The organism is Streptomyces boninensis, assembly GCF_048572725.1.
Taxonomy (GTDB): Bacteria; Actinomycetota; Actinomycetes; order Streptomycetales; family Streptomycetaceae; genus Streptomyces; species Streptomyces boninensis.
This window is the reverse complement of record NZ_CP183837.1, coordinates 6,136,037-6,156,086: the sequence shown is the minus strand read 5'-3', so window position 1 is coordinate 6,156,086 and position 20,050 is coordinate 6,136,037. Positions and strand designations below refer to the sequence as shown.

Annotated in this window: 16 protein-coding genes; 11 read left to right on the top strand and 5 right to left on the bottom strand. The window is 71.8% G+C overall.

Annotated elements, in window-relative coordinates:
• Positions 1-40 precede the first annotated feature (40 nt).
• The gene (locus ACNNMR_RS28275; RefSeq protein WP_419997495.1) at positions 41-1,702 is read left to right on the top strand and encodes a fumarate hydratase; all 1,662 of its coding nucleotides are present in this window, start codon (positions 41-43) and stop codon (positions 1,700-1,702) included.
• 118 nt (positions 1,703-1,820) lie between these two features.
• Complete coding sequence (locus ACNNMR_RS28270) at positions 1,821-3,845, top strand: flavin monoamine oxidase family protein (RefSeq protein WP_419997494.1); 2,025 nt, start codon at positions 1,821-1,823, stop codon at positions 3,843-3,845.
• Between the two features lie 46 nt (positions 3,846-3,891).
• Here ACNNMR_RS28270 and ACNNMR_RS28265 read toward each other — a convergent pair whose 3' ends face one another.
• Positions 3,892-4,782: a trypsin-like serine peptidase gene (locus ACNNMR_RS28265; RefSeq protein WP_419997493.1), complete on the bottom strand. Its 891-nt coding sequence runs from the start codon at positions 4,780-4,782 to the stop codon at positions 3,892-3,894.
• A gap of 100 nt (positions 4,783-4,882) precedes the next feature.
• Between ACNNMR_RS28265 and ACNNMR_RS28260 the strand changes: the two genes are divergently transcribed.
• The 3 genes from ACNNMR_RS28260 to ACNNMR_RS28250 all read left to right on the top strand — a co-directional run bounded on the left by ACNNMR_RS28260 (position 4,883) and on the right by ACNNMR_RS28250 (position 9,099).
• Positions 4,883-6,274, top strand: a complete 1,392-nt coding sequence (locus tag ACNNMR_RS28260; protein ID WP_419997492.1) for a class II fumarate hydratase — start codon at positions 4,883-4,885, stop codon at positions 6,272-6,274.
• 75 nt (positions 6,275-6,349) lie between these two features.
• Positions 6,350-7,042 (top strand): DUF402 domain-containing protein, encoded by a 693-nt coding sequence (locus ACNNMR_RS28255; RefSeq protein ID WP_419997491.1) that lies wholly within the window; start codon positions 6,350-6,352, stop codon positions 7,040-7,042.
• A gap of 107 nt (positions 7,043-7,149) precedes the next feature.
• Positions 7,150-9,099, top strand: coding sequence for an ATP-binding SpoIIE family protein phosphatase (locus ACNNMR_RS28250; protein WP_420000503.1), 1,950 nt, complete (start codon positions 7,150-7,152; stop codon positions 9,097-9,099).
• Here ACNNMR_RS28250 and ACNNMR_RS28245 read toward each other — a convergent pair.
• Both ACNNMR_RS28245 and ACNNMR_RS28240 read right to left on the bottom strand, forming a co-directional pair.
• Entirely contained in the window at positions 9,096-10,304 is a 1,209-nt protein-coding gene (locus ACNNMR_RS28245) for a hypothetical protein (RefSeq protein WP_419997490.1), read from the bottom strand. The two genes, ACNNMR_RS28250 and ACNNMR_RS28245, sit on opposite strands and share 4 nt — an antisense overlap.
• Positions 10,288-11,130 carry a hypothetical protein gene (locus ACNNMR_RS28240; RefSeq protein WP_419997489.1) on the bottom strand — a complete coding sequence of 281 codons (843 nt, stop codon included), beginning with the start codon at positions 11,128-11,130 and terminating at the stop codon, positions 10,288-10,290. The genes ACNNMR_RS28245 and ACNNMR_RS28240 overlap by 17 nt, the downstream gene beginning before the upstream one ends.
• Positions 11,131-11,330: 200 nt before the next feature.
• On the opposite strand from ACNNMR_RS28240, the gene ACNNMR_RS28235 reads away from it, so the two are divergent.
• The 6 genes from ACNNMR_RS28235 (at position 11,331) to ACNNMR_RS28210 (ending at position 17,865) form a co-directional block, all read left to right on the top strand.
• Complete coding sequence (locus ACNNMR_RS28235) at positions 11,331-12,263, top strand: SPFH domain-containing protein (RefSeq protein WP_419997488.1); 933 nt, start codon at positions 11,331-11,333, stop codon at positions 12,261-12,263.
• Entirely contained in the window at positions 12,209-12,478 is a 270-nt protein-coding gene (locus ACNNMR_RS28230) for a hypothetical protein (protein WP_419997487.1), read from the top strand. Before ACNNMR_RS28235 ends, ACNNMR_RS28230 begins: the two co-directional genes overlap by 55 nt.
• 57 nt (positions 12,479-12,535) lie before the next feature.
• Positions 12,536-13,063 carry a PadR family transcriptional regulator gene (locus tag ACNNMR_RS28225; protein WP_419997486.1) on the top strand — a complete coding sequence of 176 codons (528 nt, stop codon included), beginning with the start codon at positions 12,536-12,538 and terminating at the stop codon, positions 13,061-13,063.
• Positions 13,060-13,740 (top strand): ABC transporter ATP-binding protein, encoded by a 681-nt coding sequence (locus tag ACNNMR_RS28220; protein WP_419997485.1) that lies wholly within the window; start codon positions 13,060-13,062, stop codon positions 13,738-13,740. The genes ACNNMR_RS28225 and ACNNMR_RS28220 overlap by 4 nt, the downstream gene beginning before the upstream one ends.
• Positions 13,737-16,055: an FtsX-like permease family protein gene (locus tag ACNNMR_RS28215; RefSeq protein ID WP_419997484.1), complete on the top strand. Its 2,319-nt coding sequence runs from the start codon at positions 13,737-13,739 to the stop codon at positions 16,053-16,055. The genes ACNNMR_RS28220 and ACNNMR_RS28215 overlap by 4 nt, the downstream gene beginning before the upstream one ends.
• A 70-nt stretch (positions 16,056-16,125) precedes the next feature.
• Complete coding sequence (locus ACNNMR_RS28210; protein WP_419997483.1) at positions 16,126-17,865, top strand: alpha/beta hydrolase; 1,740 nt, start codon at positions 16,126-16,128, stop codon at positions 17,863-17,865.
• A gap of 17 nt (positions 17,866-17,882) precedes the next feature.
• Here the strand turns inward: ACNNMR_RS28210 and ACNNMR_RS28205 are convergent, their stop codons facing one another.
• Together ACNNMR_RS28205 and ACNNMR_RS28200 are read right to left on the bottom strand one after the other, a co-directional pair.
• Positions 17,883-19,220 (bottom strand): AI-2E family transporter, encoded by a 1,338-nt coding sequence (locus ACNNMR_RS28205; protein ID WP_419997482.1) that lies wholly within the window; start codon positions 19,218-19,220, stop codon positions 17,883-17,885.
• 73 nt (positions 19,221-19,293) lie between these two features.
• A complete protein-coding gene (locus ACNNMR_RS28200; protein WP_420000502.1) occupies positions 19,294-19,995 on the bottom strand; it encodes a transglycosylase SLT domain-containing protein in 702 nt (233 codons plus the stop codon).
• Between the last annotated feature and the right edge of the window lie 55 nt (positions 19,996-20,050).

The window sequence follows — 20,050 nt, the reverse complement described above, 5'->3', positions numbered from 1 at the left end:
GCGCCAGTCGCCGCCGCCTGCGTACCCAACGAGGACCCTCATGCCTGAGTTCAGCTACACCGACCTCCTCCCTCTCGGCGAGGACCAGACCGAGTACCGCCTGGTCACCGCGGACGGCGTCGCGACCGCCGAGGGGCCTGACGGGCGTACGTTCCTCAAGGTCGAGCCCGCGGCGCTGCGCAAGCTCGCCGCCGAGGCGATCCATGACATCCAGCACTACCTGCGCCCCGACCACCTGTCCCAGCTGCGCCGCATCTGCGACGACCCGGAGGCGTCGCCGAACGACAAGTTCGTGGCGCTGGACCTGCTGAAGAACGCCAACATCGCCGCGGCCGGCGTGCTGCCGATGTGCCAGGACACCGGCACCGCGATCGTGATGGGCAAGCGCGGCCAGAACGTGCTGACCGAGGGCGGCGACGAGGAGGCCCTCTCCCAGGGCATCTACGACGCGTACCAGACCCTCAACCTCCGCTACTCCCAGATGGCCCCGCTGACCATGTGGGAGGAGAAGAACACCGGCTCCAACCTCCCGGCCCAGATCGAGCTGTACGCCACGGACGGCGGCGCGTACAAGTTCCTGTTCATGGCCAAGGGCGGCGGCTCCGCCAACAAGTCCTTCCTCTACCAGGAGACGAAGGCGGTGCTGAACGAGGCCTCCATGATGAAGTTCCTGGAGGAGAAGATCCGCTCGCTGGGCACGGCGGCCTGCCCGCCATACCACCTGGCGATCGTCGTCGGCGGCACCAGCGCCGAATACGCCCTGAAGACCGCGAAGTACGCCTCCGCCCACTACCTCGACGAGATCCCCGACGAGGGCTCGGCCGACGGCCACGGCTTCCGGGACAAGGAGATGGAGGAGAAGGTCTTCGAGCTGACGCAGAAGCTCGGCATCGGCGCCCAGTTCGGCGGCAAGTACTTCTGCCACGACGTCCGCGTCGTCCGCCTCCCGCGGCACGGCGCCTCCTGCCCGGTCGCCATCGCCGTCTCCTGCTCGGCGGACCGCCAGGCGCTCGCGAAGATCACGCCCGAGGGCGTCTTCCTGGAGCAGTTGGAGACGGACCCGGCCCGCTTCCTCCCCGACACGACGGACGAGCACCTGGAGGAGGAAGGGGACGTCGTTCGGGTCGACCTCAACCGCCCCATGGACGACATCCTCGCCGAGCTCACCAAGTACCCCGTCAAGACCCGCCTCTCCCTCACCGGCCCCCTCGTCGTCGCCCGCGACATCGCGCACGCGAAGATCAAGGAGCGGCTCGACGCGGGCGAGGGGATGCCGCAGTACCTGAAGGACCACCCGGTCTATTACGCGGGCCCGGCCAAGACCCCCGAGGGCTACGCCTCCGGCTCCTTCGGCCCCACCACGGCGGGCCGCATGGACGCGTATGTGGAGCAGTTCCAGGCCGCCGGCGGCTCGAAGGTGATGCTCGCCAAGGGCAACCGCTCCCAGCAGGTCACCGACGCCTGCGACGCCCACGGCGGCTTCTACCTCGGCTCCATCGGCGGCCCCGCCGCCCGCCTCGCCCAGGACTGCATCAAGAAGGTCGAGGTGCTCGAGTACGAGGAGCTCGGCATGGAGGCCGTCTGGAAGATCGAGGTCGAGGACTTCCCGGCGTTCATCGTGGTCGACGACAAGGGCAATGACTTCTTTACGGACCCGGGCCCGGCGCAGCCGTTCGTGACCTCGATTCCCGTCCGGTCATAAAAGTAGGCCTACTGGCCCCGTTCGCCCGCGCGCTCCCGGGTGAACGCTATCCACATGCCGCGCGTCCGTATCCACCGGGCGCGCGGCCCGCGTTTGTCTCCGGTCCGTGGATACGTCCGTGGATACGTCAGCCCTCACCCGCCGTGGCTTCGCCACCGGGACCGCCGCGGCAGCCGCCGCCGCCGCGGCCGTGGCGCCCGCCGCCGCCGCTGCCCCCGCACCCGCCGCCGCCCGCCCGTCCGGCAGCGCCTCCGCCGCCCAGTCCGACTGGGACACCTGCCTGGCCGTCGCCCGCGAGGTGCTCCAGATCGGCGCCGACGGCAGCGACACCAAGCGCCGCCACCTCGAAATCCTCATCGACAAGGGCCTGCCCCACACCCGCAAGGTCCCCCGCAAGCGGGTCCTCGTCATCGGCGCGGGCCCGGCGGGCCTGACCGCCGCGCTGCTGCTGAAGCAGGCCGGGCACCAGGTCACCGTCCTGGAGGCCAACGGCAACCGGGTCGGCGGCCGGGTGAAGACGTTCCGCGACTTCGCCGACCCGAAGCAGTACGCCGAGGCCGGCGCCATGCGGATGCCCGACGCGCACCCCCTCGTGCTCGCCCTCGCCGACAAACTCCGCGTCCCCCGCCGCCCGTTCTACCTGCGCGACATCCGCCCCGGCAGCGGCGACCCGCTCGACCCGCCGTCCGCCGTCGAGCACCGCTCCCGCGACGGCCACGGTCTGCTCCGCTACGGCCCCGACCGCACCAGCTACCGCGACCCGGAGCCGGCCGACAACACCTGGCTCGTCGTCGCGGGCCACCGGATGCGTAAGTCGGAGTACCTGAAGAAGCCGCGCACGATCAACGCCGCCTTCGGCGTCCCGGCGAAGTACCTCGACGTCCCGGCAGGCGCGATCCTCGCGAAGGCGCTGGCGCCCGTACAGGACGAGATCTCCACGGTCGGCCGCGACGGCCGACGGGTCGAGAAGCCGATGCCGCAGCTGCTCAACGGCTGGGCCCGGGTGATCCAGAAGTACGGGCACCTGTCCACCGAGACCTTCCTGCGCAACGCCGGCCTCGACACCCGCACCATCGACCTGGTCGGCACCCTCGAAAACCTCACCGCCCGGCTCCCGCTCAGCTTCCTCCCGGCCTTCGTCGACACCACGCTGATCCGCCCCGGGATGCGCTTCTGGGAGTTCGCCGGCGGCACCTCGGCCTTCACCGACGCGCTGTACGCCAAGGTGAAGGACGTCGTACGCCTCGACCGCCGGGTCACCCGGATCACGTACGGCGACGCGCTCAAGGACGACGGCGTGCGGGTCACGGCCGTCTCCGAGGGCCGCAACGGGCCCATCGAGCAGGAGGACTTCAGCGCCGACGAGGTGATCGTCACGATCCCGTTCTCCGGCCTGCGCCACGTCCACCTGCGGCCTCGGCTGCCGTACGCGAAGCGGCGCGCCGTCATCGAGCTGCACTACACGTCGGCGACGAAGGTGCTGCTCGAATTCTCCCGCCGCTGGTGGGAGTTCGCCGAGAGCGACTGGAAGCGGGAGCTGGAGGCGATCCAGCCGGGCCTGTACGCCAAGTACCGCGGCGGCGTGGAAGGCCACACCGGCAGGCTGCTCGGCGCGCACCCGTCGACGGGCGGGCGGGTGTCGGAGGAGCAGCAGGCCGGGTTCGCCGCCCGCCGCTGGGCGGGACGCAATCAGCCGGAGGCGGTGCAGGCGTACGGCGGCGGCTCGATCACCGACAGCCCGAACCGCTTCATGTACCACCCGTCGCACCCGGTCCCCGGCAGCGAGGGCGGCGTCGTGCTGGCCTCGTACACCTGGATGGAAGACGCGCTGCGCTGGGACCCGCTGCCGGACACCGAGCGCTATCTGCTCGCGCTCGCCGGGCTGCAGGAGGTGTACGGCCGCCGGATCGAGGTCTTCTTCACGGGCGTCGGCCGCACCCAGTCGTGGATGCAGGACCCGTACGCGTACGGGGAGGCCTCCATCCTCACTCCCGGCCAGCACACCGAGCTCTTCCCGGACGTGCAGCCCCGGATCGGCCCGCTGCACTTCGCCGGGTGCCACACGTCACTCAAGCCCGCCTGGATCGAGGGCGCGCTGGAGTCGGCGGTGCGGACGGCGCTGGACGTGCACATGGGGAGCTGACGGCCTCGACCGCCTGACCAGGCCTGACCGCGGAGCTGCTCCGCGGTCAGGCCTGGTCCTCGTAAAGCCCCTTCGCCCGCTTGTCGAAGACCGCCGACCACAGCACGTCGGCGCCGTCGTCGAGCACCACGCCCGTACGGGATGCGTCCTCCACCACGGGCCGGCCGCTGGACACCCCGGTCTGCCGCCCGCGCGGGTCGTACCACGGGCCGCCGCTGGCGCCCTGGGTGAGGCGGCAGGGGCTGACCTCCTCGCCGCCGGGGAGCAGCGCGTCCTTGACGGGGGTGGGGCGGCCGGTGCAGTACTGCAGGCGGGCACCGTCGTAGGGCTTCTCGACGGGGTAGCCGAAGATGGAGCGGCCGCCCTTGGCGTGCCGGAAGACCGGCTTGGGGCCGCCGGTGACGTCCTGGACGCGGTGCCCCGCACCGTCGTCGTGGGTGGTGAGGAAGGTGTAGTCGGCGTCGTGGGCGTGCCGCACGGTCCACTCGGGCGCGACGGCGGCGGACTCGACGGGGTAGGCGCCGTACGGGGCCGCGCCGTCGCGGTATCCGGGCACGAACAGCACGCGCTCCATCCAGCCGCCCTCGTCGTGGTTGAAGACGCAGTGCGCGGCGGTGGCGAGGACGTTGCGGTCCGGTGCGTCGACGACGGCGGCGCTGCAGGTGCCGATCTTCCCGCTCGGCGAGAGCATGAACAGCCGCCCGATGTGGCTGACCTTGTCCGCGCTCCCCCGCCACGGCTTGCCGCCGGCAGGGCCGGGTTGCGCGACGGCGGCGTCGGCGGCCCGCATCCGTTCCGCGGTCCAGAACGCGCGGGTGCCGTCCGGGTTGCCGGACAGCAGCGCGGGCGGCGGTGCCGAATGCGCGGCGGCGGGCAAGGGGGCGGCGGGCAGGAGGGCGGCGGCGACCGCGGCGGCGACGGCAATTCCCTTGAGCACGGCGGCACGCTAATCGCCCGGAGGAGCCGATCCCCGGCCCGACAGGCGCCGACGCCGCTCCCGCATCCGATTGGCGGATCCCAGCCGTAAAGTCGACGACATGACCACCGAGTACCGCATCGAGCACGACTCCATGGGCGAGATCCGCGTCCCCAAGGACGCCAAGTGGCGGGCGCAGACGCAGCGCGCCGTCGAGAACTTCCCCATCTCGGGCCAGCGCCTGGAGCGCGCCCACATCGAGGCCCTCGCCCGTATCAAGGCCGCCGCCGCGAAGGTCAACGCCGAGCTCGGCGTCCTCGACAAGGACATCGCGGCCGCCATCCAGGAGGCGGCCGACGAGGTCGCGAAGGGCCGCTGGGACGACCAGTTCCCGATCGACGTCTTCCAGACCGGCTCCGGCACCTCCTCCAACATGAACACCAACGAGGTCCTCGCCACCCTCGCCTCGGAGAAGTCGGGCGCCGCGGTCCACCCCAACGACCACGTCAACGCCAGCCAGTCCTCCAACGACGTCTTCCCGTCCTCCATCCACATCGCCGCCACCGCCGCGGTCACCCACGACCTGATCCCGGCCCTGGTCCACCTCGCCGAGTCCCTGGAGCGCAAGGCGGACGAGTTCGCGACGGTCGTCAAATCCGGCCGTACGCACCTCATGGACGCCACCCCGGTCACCCTCGGCCAGGAGTTCGGCGGCTACGCGGCCCAGATCCGGCACGGCATCGAGCGCCTGCACACCAGCCTGCCGCGGCTCGCCGAGCTCCCCCTCGGCGGTACGGCCGTGGGCACCGGCATCAACACGCCCCCCGGCTTCTCCGCCGCCGTGATCGCCGAGGTCGCCCGCGCCACCGGCCTGCCGCTCACCGAGGCCCGCGACCACTTCGAGGCGCAGGGCGCCCGCGACGGCCTGGTGGAGACCTCGGGCCAGCTCCGTACGCTCGCGGTCGGCCTCACCAAGATCTGCAACGACATTCGCTGGATGGGCTCGGGCCCGCGCACCGGCCTCGCCGAGATCCACCTCCCCGACCTCCAGCCGGGCTCCTCGATCATGCCGGGCAAGGTCAACCCGGTGATCCCCGAGGCCGTCCTGATGGTCGCCGCGCAGGTCACCGGCAATGACGCCACCGTCGCCACGGCCGGGGCGTCCGGGAACTTCGAGCTGAACGTCCAGCTCCCGGTGATGGCGAAGAACCTCCTGGAGTCCATCCGCCTCCTCGCGAACGCCTCCCGCCTCCTCGCCGACCGCACCGTCGACGGCATCACGGCGGACGCGGACCGGGCCCGCGAATACGCCGAGTCCTCCCCCTCCGTCGTCACGCCGCTCAACCGCTACATCGGCTACGAGGAGGCCGCCAAGGTCGCGAAGAAGTCCCTGGCCGAGCGGAAGACCATCCGCGAGGTGGTCGAGGAAGAGGGCTATGTGGCCCGTGGACTGCTGACCGCAGCGCAGCTGGACGAGGCGCTGGACGTCCTGCGGATGACCCGCCCCTACTGAATTCTCCCGGGGGATACCCCCCGGACCCCCTATTCGGGCGATCCTCTGTGCGATGTGCCAGCGTAATATCTAGGGATGACAGCCGCGGACACCTTGCCAGAAACCGGACAGCCCGCTGCCGGGCGCTGGACGCCAGGGGAGCACATCCTCTGGCGCTATCGCGGCAATGGCTCCGACGCGCTGCACATCTGCCGCCCGGTCACGGTCGTCCACGACGGCCCCGACCGGCACGGCCGCGACCTGCTCGCGGTCTGGATGGCGCCGGGCACCGAATGCGTACGGCCGGTCATCGACGACGGCACGCCGCTGCACAAGGAGCCGCTCGAGACGCGGTACACAAAGCCGCGCCGGGCGGCCCGCTCGCGCTGGTTCGGAGCGGGGGTGCTGAAGCTGGCGCGGCCGGGTGAGCCGTGGTCGGTGTGGCTGTTCTGGGAGCGGGGCTGGCGCTTCAAGAACTGGTACGTGAACCTCGAGGAGCCGCTGACCCGCTGGTCCGGCGGCGTCGACTCCGAGGACCACTTCCTGGACATCGCGGTCTATCCGGACCGCAGCTGGCAGTGGCGGGACGAGGACGAGTTCGACCAGGCGCAGCGGACCGGGCTGATGGACGAGGCCACCGCGCGGCAGGCGCTGCGCGCCGGTGAGCAGGCGGTCGCGGCGATCCGCGCGTGGGGCTCGCCGTTCACCGACAGCTGGCAGCACTGGCGCCCCGACCCGTCGTGGTCCACGCCGCGGCTTCCGCTGGACTGGGATCAGCCGGCGAAGTGAGCGGGCCGCGCGCCCGCGCGCGACCCTTTTCGTGGAGATGGTGTGCTGTTTCCTGCGGGAGACGCCCCCGAACCCCCGAGCGCGCGCGAGACTTCGTGAGCCTCTTGATGCGCCCGGGTGTATCAAACGTAGGATCGCCTTCCACAGGATCGATTCACCGACCAACGAGCTCAACACCCCGGACATACATCAGAATTGAGCGCCAGCCCAGCCAGCCGGACGGACGGTACGAACAGGTGACGGAGCGCGAGGAGCAGACCGCCGCCCGGGCGGAGGTGCCCGAGCCGCGGACAGCGCTGCGCGCGGACACCGCCGTCGACCTGCCGCGCCGGCACCCGGCCGAGGAGCTCCCCGAGCCCGCCGAGTCCGCACGGCTGCGCTTCGTCGGCTCCGCCACCCGCCGCATCGCCCGCGGCATGGACCTGGACGAGATCGTGCTCGGCCTGTGCCGCTCCGCCGTGCCGGCCTTCGCCGACGGCATCCTCGTCTATCTGCGCGAGCCGCTGCCCGTCGGCGATACGCAGCCGAGCGGGCCGTTCCGGCTGCGGCTGCGGCGCACCGGGCGGCAGGCGGGCGATACCTCCGATGACGACGCGCTGATGGACCCGTCCGCCGCCGAGCTCGCCGACGTCGTGGATGTCGTACGGGCCGGGGCTCTCGCCGAGGTGCTGCGCGGCGTCCGCCCGGTCTTCGGCGACACGATCGCCGCCCGCGGCGCGCTCACCGAGCTCCTCGGCCGCGGCAGCCCGCTGGCCGGCCCGTCCCGCAAGAGCTCGCCCGCCACCGGCCGCCGCGTCATCGTCGCCCCGCTGCGCGGCCGCCGCCGCGTGACCGGCGTGGCGGTGCTGGTCCGCGGCCCGGAGCAGCCTCCGTACGAGCACGACGACCTGCTCGTCGCCGCCCAGCTGGCCACGCATACGGCGCTGGGCGTCGACAAGGCGGTGGTGTACGGGCGGGAGGCGTACATCGCGGATGAGCTGCAGCGCACGATGCTCCCCGAGTCGCTGCCGCAGCCCAACGGCGTGAAGCTCGCGAGCCGTTACCTGCCGGCCGCCGAGACCGCGCGGGTGGGCGGCGACTGGTACGACGCGATCCCGCTGCCGGGCTCGCGGGTCGCGCTGGTGGTCGGCGACGTGATGGGCCACTCGGTGACCTCGGCCGCGATCATGGGCCAGTTGCGTACGACGGCCCAGACCCTCGCCGGCCTCGACCTCCCCCCGCAGGAGGTCCTGCACCACCTCGACGAGCAGGCGCTGCGCCTCGGCGACGACCGCATGGCCACCTGCCTGTACGCGATCTACGACCCGATCGGCCGCCGCCTCACCCTCGCCAACGCCGGCCACCCACCACCCGTCCTCCTCCACAGCGACGGCCGCGCCGAGGTCCTCGACGTGCCCCCGGGCGCCCCGATCGGCGTCGGCGGCATCGGCTTCACGTCGGTGGAGCTGGACGCCCCGGTCGGCTCCACCCTCCTGCTCTACACGGACGGCCTGGTCGAGTCCCGCATCTGCGACGTCTCCACGGGCATCGACCGCCTCTGCGAACGCCTCACGGAAACGTGGCACCGCACCTACGCCGACCACAACCACCCCCCGGCCCTGGAACCCCTCTGCGACGAGGTGCTGGACGTCCTGGGCCCCGGCGACCGCGACGACGACATCGCCCTCCTGGCCGCCCGCTTCGACGGCATCGCCCCGAGCGCCGCCGCCCAATGGGTGCTCGACCCACAGGCCCAGTCCGCGCGAGAGGCCCGCAAGCTGGCCCGCGAGGCGCTGGCGGGCTGGGGCCTGGCGGACCTGGAGGACGCGGTGGAGCTCCTGGTCAGCGAGGTCGTGACGAACGCGGTCCGGTACGCCCAACGGCCGGTCACCCTGCGGATGGTGCACACGGACCGGCTGCGCTGCGAGGTCGTCGATGACGTACCGCAGCTGCCGCGGATGCGGCGGGCGGGCCCCGCGGACGAGGGCGGGCGGGGCATGTATCTGGTGAACCGCGTGGCCCAGCGGTGGGGGGCGGAGCGGCTCAGCGCGGGCAAGGTCGTCTGGTTCGAGATCTAACGCTCGCACCTCGGCAACGCCGGCAGCTCGCCCGCCTGGACCACCGCGTTGACGGCCGTCGACTCCGCGGACTTCGCCTCGCCCTCCGCGTACGACACCCCGATCGCGTCATCCCGCGCCTGCGCGTAGCCGTACTGCGGCGTGACCCTCGTGTACGAGCGGGAGCGGAGGTCCAGCGCCCATGCTGCCTCCGTCGAGCGCCAGGTCACCAGGTCGCCGCTGACCTGGACCTGGTCCATGCCGTTGACCGCCTCGGAGGCATCCGCGACCAGCGTGGCCGGGGTCTTCCAGCCCGGGCGCCAGACGCGCAGCTCCGTGCCCTGCTTGCCGCCGACCCACGCCCAGGTGCGGCCGTCCGAGCCGGCCACCCGCACGCCGCGCAGCCTGGCGATCGGCGGCGGCAGCTCGGCGGGTTTCAGGCTGTCGAGGGATGCCGCGGCCAGGTGGATGTCCGTGCCGCCCTTGCCCTGGGCCTGGGGCCACACCAGGACGCCGCCCGCCGCGAAGGGGACGTCGGCCACGCCCTTGTACAGGGTCGTGCGCTTGCCGCCCTTGCCGAGGTCTTCCGCGTACACCGCCGACTTCCCGCCGCCGATCCCCTGCGCCCAGAAGACCCGCCCCGAGCGCACCACCGGCTGCACGAAGGGCCCGGGCACGGCCTGCCCCTCCCCGTCCCGGTCCGCCCGCGCGACGACCTTCGACTTGCCGCTCTGCGCGTCCCAGGCGACCAGCTCCCACGGGCTCTGCGCCTGCCGCCCCCGCACGAGGTCGTACGCCAGCCAGCGCCCGTCGTAATCGGCCGCGTCCACCTGGTCCTCGACCGGATCGCCCAGCTCGGCGACATCCCGCCGCTCGCCGCTCTCCGGCACGAACTGCAGCGTCCGCTCGCCCGCATCCGTCGACTGCACCACCGCCCACGCCGCGCCAGGACCGACGGCGGTGAGCACCTCGCGGGCGCCGTCCGCCGCCGGGTCGATCTCGCCGTCGCCGAGCGCCTTCCGCCACCCGGCGGGCAGCTTCACGGCGCAGGCCCGCTCGCCGCGCTGCGGCGGCCCGGTGGGGGCGGCGGAGGTGGTACGGGCGGGACTGGACTCGGCCGCCCGGTCCTTCTTGCCGCCGCCTCCTGACGAGCAGCCCGCGGCGAGGCAGAGGCTGACGCCCGCCAGGAGCAGGGCAGTTGCTTGTGCTTTACCAGACGTACCCACGGCCACCCATGATGGTGGTGATGGTGTCCGACGAGATAGTGGCCGTACGCGGCACACTCGCCGCCCACGAGATCACCGACGTCGGCACCCCGCCCACCGGGTCGCGGTACTGCACGGTCTTCGCGCCGTCGTCGCTGTGCCCGTCGACCGACACCCAGTGGAAGATCTCCCGGTTCGGGTGCCCGACCAGGTGCGGGCCGCCGACGACCTCCCAGGCGTTGCCGGCGATGGCGTAGTCGCCCGCCGTGTTGTGGGTGATGGCGTCGCGGAAGGCGGTCTTATTGGCCGCGGTCGGGGTGTACGGGAGCGCCCGCGGCGCGTAACCGGCGCCCGGGAGCCGGTGGTTCAGCACGTCCGGGATCGGATAGCCGGTCGGGTTCGGGACGTCGGCGTTGATGCCGTACCAGGCCGTGCCCGCCGTCGTGGTGTTGAGCGCGTTGCCCGCCGAGGTCTGCGAGCGGCCGCCGACCTCGTCGTGCGCGGACTGGGTGATGACGAGCGTGGCCGGGCCGCAGTAGTAGGAGTTGATCTGCGACTGCTGGATGGCGCCGGAGGACTTGATCGCCTTGGTGCCGTACGCACCCGCGGACGCGGCCGCGGCGCCCTTGGCGTCGGCGGCCTTGGCGGCGAGCAGCTTCTTCTGCGCGGCGGTGAGCCGCTGCTCGGGCAGGGTGTCGGTGGCGGCCTTGTAGGCGCCGACGGTGTCGCCGGTGTCGCCGGTGCCGCCGTCCGCCGGGGCCGCGCTCGCCGGCGTGGCGCTGAGGATCGCGGCGGCGGCGAAGATCCCGCCGCAGATGCCGCAAGCCAGAGTTCTTGCTCTGGACATCGCTGTCTCCTGTCAGGTCGTGGGGTGACGCAGGGGACGTGCAATCGCTGAGACGGAGTCTGACTGGAGTAGACCACTCCGTGAAGAGGGGCTGGCATGTTCTCGTCACAAGACCCAAAGATCTTTCATGCCGCTGAAAGTTGAGGTAAAGTGATATCACTTTGCTAGAGCGCGACCATCGTCAAAGAAACGGGGCCCGCATGACCACGACCACCGAAGACTCCCTCCCCATGCCGAAGGCGGAGGTCCACGAGACCCCGGCGCACAGCATCACCGGCGGCCTCGCCCTCCTCCTCGGCCTCATCGGCACCCTGCTCGGCATCGGCATGACCATCACCGGCATCGCCCTCGCCACCCGCGACCACGTGGGGACCGGCGTCCCGCTCATCGTCGTAGGCGCGCTGCTCTTCTTCGGCTCGATCATCGCGATGTCGGGGCTGAACATGGTCGCCCCGGGCGAGGCCCGCGTCGTGCAGCTCTTCGGCCGCTACACGGGCACGATCCGCGACGACGGCCTGCGCTTCGTCAACCCGCTCACCTCGCGGCAGAAGATCTCCACGCGGGTGCGGAATCACGAGACGGCTGTCCTGAAGGTCAACGACGCGTACGGCAACCCGATCGAGCTCGCCGCCGTCATCGTCTGGCAGGTCGAGGACACCGCGCAGGCGGTCTTCTCCGTGGACGATTACGTCGAGTTCGTAGGCACCCAGACCGAGACCGCGGTCCGGCACATCGCCATCGAGTACCCCTACGACGCCCACGACGAGAACGAGCTCTCGCTGCGCGCCAACGCCGAGGAGATCACCGACAAGCTCGCCGCCGAGCTGACGCTGCGGGTCCAGGCCGCCGGTGTGCACATCATCGAGGCCCGCTTCACCCACCTCGCGTACGCGCCGGAGATCGCCGCCGCGATGCTGCAGCGCCAGCAGGCCGGCGCGGTGGTCGCGGCCCGGCAGCAGATCGTCGACGGCGCGGTCGGGATGGTCGAGTCGGCGCTGGCCCGGATCACCGAGCAGGACGTGGTCGAGCTGGACGAGGAGCGCAAGGCCGCGATGGTGTCCAACCTGATGGTCGTGCTGTGCGGCGACCGCGCGCCGCAGCCGGTCGTCAACGCGGGGTCCCTCTACCAGTGACGAAGCAGCGCAAGCAGGTACTGCTGCGGCTCGATCCCGCAGTCCACGACGCGCTCGCGCGCTGGGCGGCGGACGAGCTGCGCAGCACGAACGCGCAGGTCGAGTACCTGCTGCGACAGGCCCTCGCGGGCGCGGGCCGGCTCCCGAAGGAGACCGGACCGCTCCCGCGGCGGGGACGGCCGCCCCGTACCGACGACGCGGAAGGCAACGATTGAGCCACTAGACACCCCGTCTATACACACTAGGTATACACACCATGTAGAGTCCTCCGCATGACCATCGGGCACACCCTCCTCGGGCTCCTGGAAGAAGCGGGGCCCCGCCATGGATACGACCTCAAACGGGCCTTCGACCAACGCTTCGGCCACGACCGGCCGCTGCACTACGGGCAGGTCTACTCGACCATGTCCCGCCTCCTGAAGAACGGCCTCGTCGAGGTCGACGGCATAGAGGCCGGCGGCGGACCCGAGCGCAAGCGGTACGCCATCACCGACGCCGGCATCACCGACGTCGCCGCCTGGCTGCAGACCCCGGAGAAGCCCGAGCCGTATCTGACCTCCACCCTCTACACCAAGGTCGTCCTCGCCCTGCTCACCGGCCGCGACGCCGCCGAGCTGCTGGACACCCAGCGCGCCGAGCATCTGCGGCTGATGCGCGAACTGACCAAGCGCAAGCGCAGCGGCGAGCTGGTGGACCAGCTCATCTGCGACCACGCCCTGTTCCACCTCGAGGCCGACCTGCGCTGGCTGGAGCTCACCACGGCCCGACTCGACAAGCTCGCCGCGGAGGTACGCAAATGACCGGCGCCGCACTGCTCGCAGCCGGGGGGCTGCGCAAGTCCTACTCCGGCACCGCCGCCCTGGACGGCGCCGACTTCGCGATATTGCCCGGCGAGACGGTCGCCGTCATGGGCCCGTCGGGCTCCGGCAAGTCGACGCTGCTGCACTGCCTGGCCGGGATCGTGCCGCCGGACGAGGGCACCATCACGTACGAGGGCCGCGAACTGTCCGGGATGTCGGACGGGGAGCGCAGTGCGCTGCGCCGCAGCAAGTTCGGCTTCGTCTTCCAGTTCGGCCAGCTCGTACCGGAGCTGACCTGCGTCGAGAACGTCGCCCTGCCGCTCCGCCTCACCGGCCTGAACCGCCGCGAGGCCGAACGCGCCGCCAAGCCCTGGCTGGAACGCCTGGAGGTCGACGACGTCGCGCACCACCGCCCCGGCGAGATCTCCGGCGGCCAGGGCCAGCGCGTCGCGGTCGCCCGCGCGCTCGCCACCACGCCGCGCGTCCTCTTCGCCGACGAGCCGACCGGCGCCCTGGACTCGCTCAACGGCGAGCGGGTGATGGAGCTGCTCACGGCCGCCGCCCGGGAGACGAACGCCGCCGTCGTCCTCGTCACGCACGAGGCCCGGGTGGCCGCGTACGCCGACCGCGAGGTCATCGTCCGCGATGGCAAGACCCGCAGCATGGAGCACGTGTGAGCCTGCGACAAGACCTCAGGATGGGGCTCTCGTTCGCCTTCCGCGGCGGCAAGGAGGGCTGGACCCGCACGCTGCTGACCGCCGTCGGCGTCGGCCTCGGCGTCGCGCTGCTGCTGCTGACCACGGCGATCCCGGCCGCGCTCGCGGCCCGCGACCAGCGCGGCAACGACCGCAGCGACCTGCAGCCCCAGCAGCTGAAGCACCCCACCGCGACCAGCATGCTGGTCGGCACCGCCGACACCACCTTCGGCGACCAGGACGTCCGCGGGCGCCTGCTGCAGCCCGAGGGCGCGAAGGCGGAGCCGCCGCCGGGCCTCGACCGCTTCCCGGGGCCCGGCGAGATGGTGGTCTCCCCGGCGCTCGCCGACCGGCTGAAGGACGGCGACGCGGGGCTGCTGCGGGAGCGTATCCCGTACAAGATCAGCGGCACCATCGCCGACGCGGGACTGGCCGGCGGGCCCGCCGAACTCGCCTACTACGCGGGCAGCGACACCCTCAAGCAGGGCGCCGACAACGTCCAGCGGATCAGCGGCTTCGGCAACGACGCGGAGGGCAGAGGCCTCGATCCGGTGCTGCTCCTGCTCGTCCTGATCGTGTTCATCGCGCTGCTGATGCCGGTGGCCGTCTTCGTGGCCGCCGCCGTCCGCTTCGGCGGCGAGCGCCGCGACCGGCGGCTGGCCGCGCTGCGCCTGGTCGGCGCGGATGCCGCGATGACCCGCCGGATCGCGGCGGGCGAGGCGGCGGCGGGGGCGCTGCTCGGCCTCGTCTTCGGCACCGCTTTCTTCCTCGCCGGGCGGCAACTCGTGGGCGGCGTCGCCGTCATGGACGTGAGCGTCTTCCCGGCCGACCTCAACCCGGCGCCCTGGCTCGCCGCCCTCGTCGCCCTGGCCGTCCCGGCCGCGGCGGTCGGGGTCACGCTGTTCACGCTGCGGAATGTGGTCATCGAGCCGCTCGGTGTCGTACGGGCCGCCAAGCCCAGGCGCCGCCGGCTGTGGTGGCGGGTGCTGCTGCCGGTCGCGGGCCTGGCCGCGCTGCTGCCCCTGATCGGCAAGGGCGACGACGGCGGCAGCTTCAACGCCTACCAGGTCACCACCGGCGTCGTGCTGCTGCTCACCGGCATCACCGCGCTGCTGCCCTGGCTGGTCGAGGCCTTCGTCGCCCGCCTGGGCCGCGGCAACCGCGCCCCCGTCTCCTGGCAACTCGCTGTCCGCCGCCTCCAGCTGAGCAGCGGCACCGCCGCCCGCCTGGTGAACGGCATCGCGGTCGCGGTGGCCGGCGCGGTCGCGCTGCAGATGCTCTTCACCGGCGTCGAGGGCGACTACACCAAGCAGACCGGCGAGGACCCGCACCGCGCGCAGATGACGGTGAATTCGAGCGGGCCCGCGGCCCGCCACCTCACCGAGCGCATCGCGGACACCAAGGGCGTACGGGAGACGGTGACGCTGGACGGCTCCTCCCTGGCCCGTACGGCGAAGGCCGAGGACAGCATCAGCCTGACGGTGGGCAGTTGCGCCGCGCTGCGCGAGCTCGCGCGGCTGCCGTCCTGCAAGGACGGCGACTCCTTCGCCGTCAAGGGCGGCTATGCCGCGGAGAGCACCAAGAAGATCGCGGTGCCGGGCGCCCGCGCCTATGTCGACCCGTCCTACGAGTACGCCGACGGCAAGGCCGTCCCCTGGCGGATCCCGGAGGACGTCCGCCAGGTGACCTCCCGCCCCGACCCGTACGGCATGGAGGGCAGCGGGCTGCTGACCACACCCGCCGCCGCCCGCGGCCTGTTCGCGTCGGGCGGGATGACGCGGGAGGTCTGGGTGCGTACGGACCCGGCCGTTGGCGATGCGCGGGACCGGGTGCGTACGGCCGTGGCCGAGCTCGACCCGCTGGTGATGGTGCAAACCCTGGAGAGCACGGAGGAGTCGGGGCAGTACGCCGGCATCCGCACGGGCTTGCTGGTCGGCGCGGTCTGCGTGCTGCTGCTGATCGGCGCCAGCCTGCTGGTCGGCCAGCTGGAGCAGCTGCGCGAGCGCCGCAAGCTGCTGTCGTCCCTGGTGGCGTTCGGCACCCGGCGCAGCACGCTCAGCCTCTCGGTGCTGTGGCAGACGGCGATCCCGGTGACGCTCGGCCTCACGCTCGCCACCGGGACCGGGGTGGCGCTGGGGGCGGTGCTGCTGCGGATGGCGTCGACGCCGGTGGCCGTCGACTGGCCCGCGATCCTGACCATGGCGGCCGCGGGGGGCGCTGTGGTCGGGGCGGTGACGCTGCTCAGCCTGCCGCCGCTGGTCCGGATGATGCGGGCGGAGGGGCTGCGCACCGAGTAGGAGGGGAGCCATCGGCCCGGTAAGCGCTGCTTACCGGGCTCTTCCCTTACCTTCGTTTAACGTTGAGATCATGTGGCAGAAGATCGTGGCGGCGGCGAAACGCCCCTATTGGGACCGCCCGGACCCAAGGTGGCGGGTCCGCCGCTGGCCGGATCTCTTCGCCTTCTGCATCGCCAACGTCTTCTTCTGGCTCTCCCTCACCCCCTCCCTCGTCCCCCGCCCCTGGCTGCTGCAGGGCGTGATCGGCGGCATCACCGCGGCGATCGGATACGGGCTCGGGGCGGTGCTCGCCTGGTTCTTCCGCCGCGTACTGGCCTGGCGCGACTGGCAGCCCAGCGAGCAGGCCCGCGCCCGCGGCTGGCAGGTGGCGCTGGTGCTCACCCCGATCATGGCCGTCTGGCTGATCTCCGAGTCCGCCCACATGCAGCGCCAGCTGCGCGAACTGCAGTCGCTGCCGCCGTCGATGCCCTGGCACACCCCGATGATCGCGCTCATCGCCCTCGCGGTCCTCGCGCTGCTGGTGGTGATCGCCCGCTCCATCCGCCTCGCCACCGGCAAGCTCATCCACTGGCTCGACCGGGCCCTCCCCCGCCCCCTCGCCGTCGGCACCGGCCTGGTGGTGTCGGCGATCCTCGTCACCTTCGGCGTACGGGACGTGGTCTTCGACCGCGGCGTCATCGACATCGCCGACTCCATCGCTGCCAAGACCGACGCCTCCACCAAGGAGGGCATCACCCAGTCCGGATCGCGTTACGTGTCCGGCAGCCCCGACTCCCTGATCCCGTGGGACGACCTCGGCTTCCAGGGCCGTAACTTCACCGGCGCGGTGCCGAGCAAGGGGCAGATCGAGAAGGTCACCGGCGAGCCCGCCGTGGACCCGGTCCGGGTGTACGTCTCCTCCGCCCACCCGGAGGCGTTCAGCGACGAAAGCCCACAGGAGCCGTTCCGGGCGCAGGCCCGCCTCGCCGTCCGCGAACTGGAGCGCACCGGCGCCTTCGACCGCCAGGTCCTCGCCATCGCCGGGACCACCGGCACCGGCTGGGTCAACTCCACGGTCGCCGAGCCGCTGGAGTACATGTACGGCGGCGACACCGCCTTCGTCGCCATCCAGTACTCGTACCTGCCCAGCTGGGTCTCCTTCCTCGTCGACAAGGAGAAGGCGGGCCAGGCCACGCGGGCCCTGGTCAAGGCCGTACAGAAGCGGGTCGACACGATGCCCGCGGAAGAGCGGCCCAAGCTGGTGGTGACCGGCGAGAGCCTCGGCGCGTACGCCATAGAGGCCACCTTCGGCAGCGCCGAGCAGCTGGTCGCGCAGATGGACGGGGCGCTGCTGCTCGGCCCGCCGAACTTCGGCCCGGTCTCGACGGAGATCCGCAGCGACCGCGACCAGGGCAGCCCGGTGTGGCGGCCGGAGTTCGACGAGGGCCGGCACATCCGCTTCGCGCAGTTCCCGGAGAAGGACTTCAAGCGGCTCAAGGGGCCGTGGCGGCACCCGCGGGTCGTCTACCTCCAGAACGCGTCCGACCCGGTGGTCTGGTGGAGCTGGGACCTGGCGCTGCAGCGCCCCGAGTGGGTGGACCCGCCGCTGGGCCCGGACATCACGCCGGAGGTCAACTGGTTCCCGTTCGTCACCTTCTGGCAGACCTCGGTCGACATGGCGGTGTCGTACGGCGTGCCCGCCCCCCACGGCCACCGGTACGGGGACGGGCCGGTGGACGGCTGGGCGGAGGTGGTGCCGCCGAAGGGCTGGTCGGCGGAGGACACGGAGCGGCTGAAGAAGTTCTTCGACGACCGGGAAGCGCCGTACTGAGCCCGTACGGCCTCCGGCTACGCCTTCCCGTCCGACGGCGGCGCCTCATCCGCCGGTGCGGGCCCGGCGGGTGACACTTCGACGATCGTCGCGCCGTGCGGCGCCACCCCCGTCGGCTGCCGTTCTCGCGCATAGGCCCGCAGATAGCCCACGGCCGTGTTGAGCACCGCCACCAGCGGCACCGCGACGACCGCACCGGCGATCCCGGCGACCAGCGTGCCGGTCGCCACCGCGAGCACCACCGCGAGCGGATGCACCCGCACCATCCGGCCGAGGATGAACGGCTGCAGCACATGCCCCTCGATCTGCTGCACCAGCAGCACGACGCCGAGCGCGAGCAGCGCGGTCACATAGCCGTTGGTGACGAAGGCGACGACCACGGCGAGGGAGCCGGACACGAGCGCACCCACGATCGGCACGAACGCGAACACAAAGATCAGCACCGCCAGCGGCACCGCCATCGGCACGCCGAGGAAGTAGATCCCGACGCCGATGAAGATCGCGTCGATCAGCGCCACCAGCACCGTCCCGCGTACGTACCCGGTCAGCGTCGCCCACACCCGCGGCCCGGCGCCGGCGACGGCCTCGCGGGCGTCGCGCGGCACGATGTTCAGGCACCAGTTCCAGATCCGCTTGCCGTCGTACAGCAGGAAGATCGTGGTGAAGGCGGCGATCGCGGCGCCCGACAGGAACTCGACCAGATATGAGACGCCTTCGATGCCCTTGGAGGTGAGCTCGCTGGTGTTCTCGCCGAGCCAGTCGCTCAGCGTGTTGCCGATGTCGTTGATCTCGTCCTTGCTGACGTGGAACGGCCCGTCGATCAGCCACTTCTGGCCGTCTTCGATGGCCTGCTGCACCCGGTCGGTCAGCTGGTCGGCGTTCTCCATGACCTGCCAGACCACGAACCAGCCGACCAGCCCGATCGCGACGAAGCCGGAGATGAAGGTGACCGCGGTGGCCAGCCCCTGCCCTACTCCTATCCGCCGCAGCCGGGCTACGGTCGGCTGCAGCAGCGCGGTGATCAGCAGCCCGGCGGAGAACGCAAAGATGACGAGGCTGATCGTGCTGACCACCTGCATCAGCACCCACAGCACCCCGGCGAACACCAGCAGCCGCCAGCCGGCCTCGGCGGCCACCCGCATCCCCCACGGGATCGCGTGCGCCGGCTCGTGCCGTACAACGGGGGCCGGCGGCGGGCCGGGAGCGGGCTCGGGCTGCTGAGGTCCGGCGTCCGCCTTGGCTTCCCGGCTCAGGCCGCGCTCGGCGTCCCTGCGCTCGGTCGCGGCCCGGCGGCTCTCCGCGAACCGGGAGGCCCGGCCGCTCATCCCGTCGAACCAGTCCGACATCTTTGACATAGGGCAGACCGTACACAACAGATCCCCCTGATCGTTGAATGATCAGGGGGATCTGGGGGTCTGGAAGCAGACCTCAGTACCAGTTGTTGGCCTGCCAGAAGGACCACGCGCCACACGGGCTGTCATAGCGCGAGTTCATGTAGTTGAGGCCCCACTTGATCTGTGTGGCCGGGTTGGTCTGCCAGTCGGCGCCGGCGGAGGCCATCTTGGATCCGGGCAGCGCCTGGACGAGGCCGTACGCCCCGGAAGACGGGTTCGAGGCCTTGTAGTTCCAGCTGGACTCGTGGTCCACGATGTTGCTGAAGCACTGGAACTGGTCGGCGGGCACCATCTTGCGGGCGATCGCCTGGACCTCTGCGGTGGTGTACGAGCTCTGGACGGGGATGTCCGAGCGCTCGGCCGACCGGCTGGCGGTCTTGGCCTGCTCGCGCTCCTTGGCCTCCTGCTCGGCCGCCTCTTTCTTGTCCTCGGCGGCCTGCTTCTTGGCCTCGGCGTCCTCGGCTGCCTTCTTCCGGGCCGCTTCCTCTGCCGCCTTACGGGCCTGCGCCTGAGCAGCGTCGGCCTGGGCGTCCGCCTGCTTGGTCAGGGAGGCGGTCTGCACGCCCACCTGAGACTTCGCAGGTATGTCGGAGAGGAGCGTCGCGTCTGCTGCGGTTGCCTCGATGTCGTCCGACGAGGAGTCGTTCTGCGCTCCGGCAGCGACACCCACGACGGCGCCGACCGAGGTGACCGCGGTGGCGGACGCCACTGCGAGTCCCCGGACCGATACCGGCATCCGGTTCACACACATTCCTTCCAGCGTCGCCCGCTGACGGTGACCTCGCGGGCGC

What these genes read in the sequence shown, in the direction of transcription:
- ACNNMR_RS28275 (WP_419997495.1), top strand. Translation starts at nt 41, where the DNA reads ATGCCTGAGTTCAGCTACACCGACCTCCTCCCTCTCGGCGAGGACCAG.
- ACNNMR_RS28260 (WP_419997492.1), top strand. Translation starts at nt 4,883, where the DNA reads ATGACCACCGAGTACCGCATCGAGCACGACTCCATGGGCGAGATCCGC.
- ACNNMR_RS28255 (WP_419997491.1), top strand. Translation starts at nt 6,350, where the DNA reads ATGACAGCCGCGGACACCTTGCCAGAAACCGGACAGCCCGCTGCCGGG.
- ACNNMR_RS28250 (WP_420000503.1), top strand. Translation starts at nt 7,150, where the DNA reads ATGCGCCCGGGTGTATCAAACGTAGGATCGCCTTCCACAGGATCGATT.
- ACNNMR_RS28240 (WP_419997489.1), bottom strand. Translation starts at nt 11,130, where the DNA reads ATGTCCAGAGCAAGAACTCTGGCTTGCGGCATCTGCGGCGGGATCTTC.
- ACNNMR_RS28235 (WP_419997488.1), top strand. Translation starts at nt 11,331, where the DNA reads ATGACCACGACCACCGAAGACTCCCTCCCCATGCCGAAGGCGGAGGTC.
- ACNNMR_RS28225 (WP_419997486.1), top strand. Translation starts at nt 12,536, where the DNA reads ATGACCATCGGGCACACCCTCCTCGGGCTCCTGGAAGAAGCGGGGCCC.
- ACNNMR_RS28220 (WP_419997485.1), top strand. Translation starts at nt 13,060, where the DNA reads ATGACCGGCGCCGCACTGCTCGCAGCCGGGGGGCTGCGCAAGTCCTAC.
- ACNNMR_RS28210 (WP_419997483.1), top strand. Translation starts at nt 16,126, where the DNA reads ATGTGGCAGAAGATCGTGGCGGCGGCGAAACGCCCCTATTGGGACCGC.
- ACNNMR_RS28205 (WP_419997482.1), bottom strand. Translation starts at nt 19,220, where the DNA reads ATGTCAAAGATGTCGGACTGGTTCGACGGGATGAGCGGCCGGGCCTCC.
- ACNNMR_RS28200 (WP_420000502.1), bottom strand. Translation starts at nt 19,995, where the DNA reads ATGCCGGTATCGGTCCGGGGACTCGCAGTGGCGTCCGCCACCGCGGTC.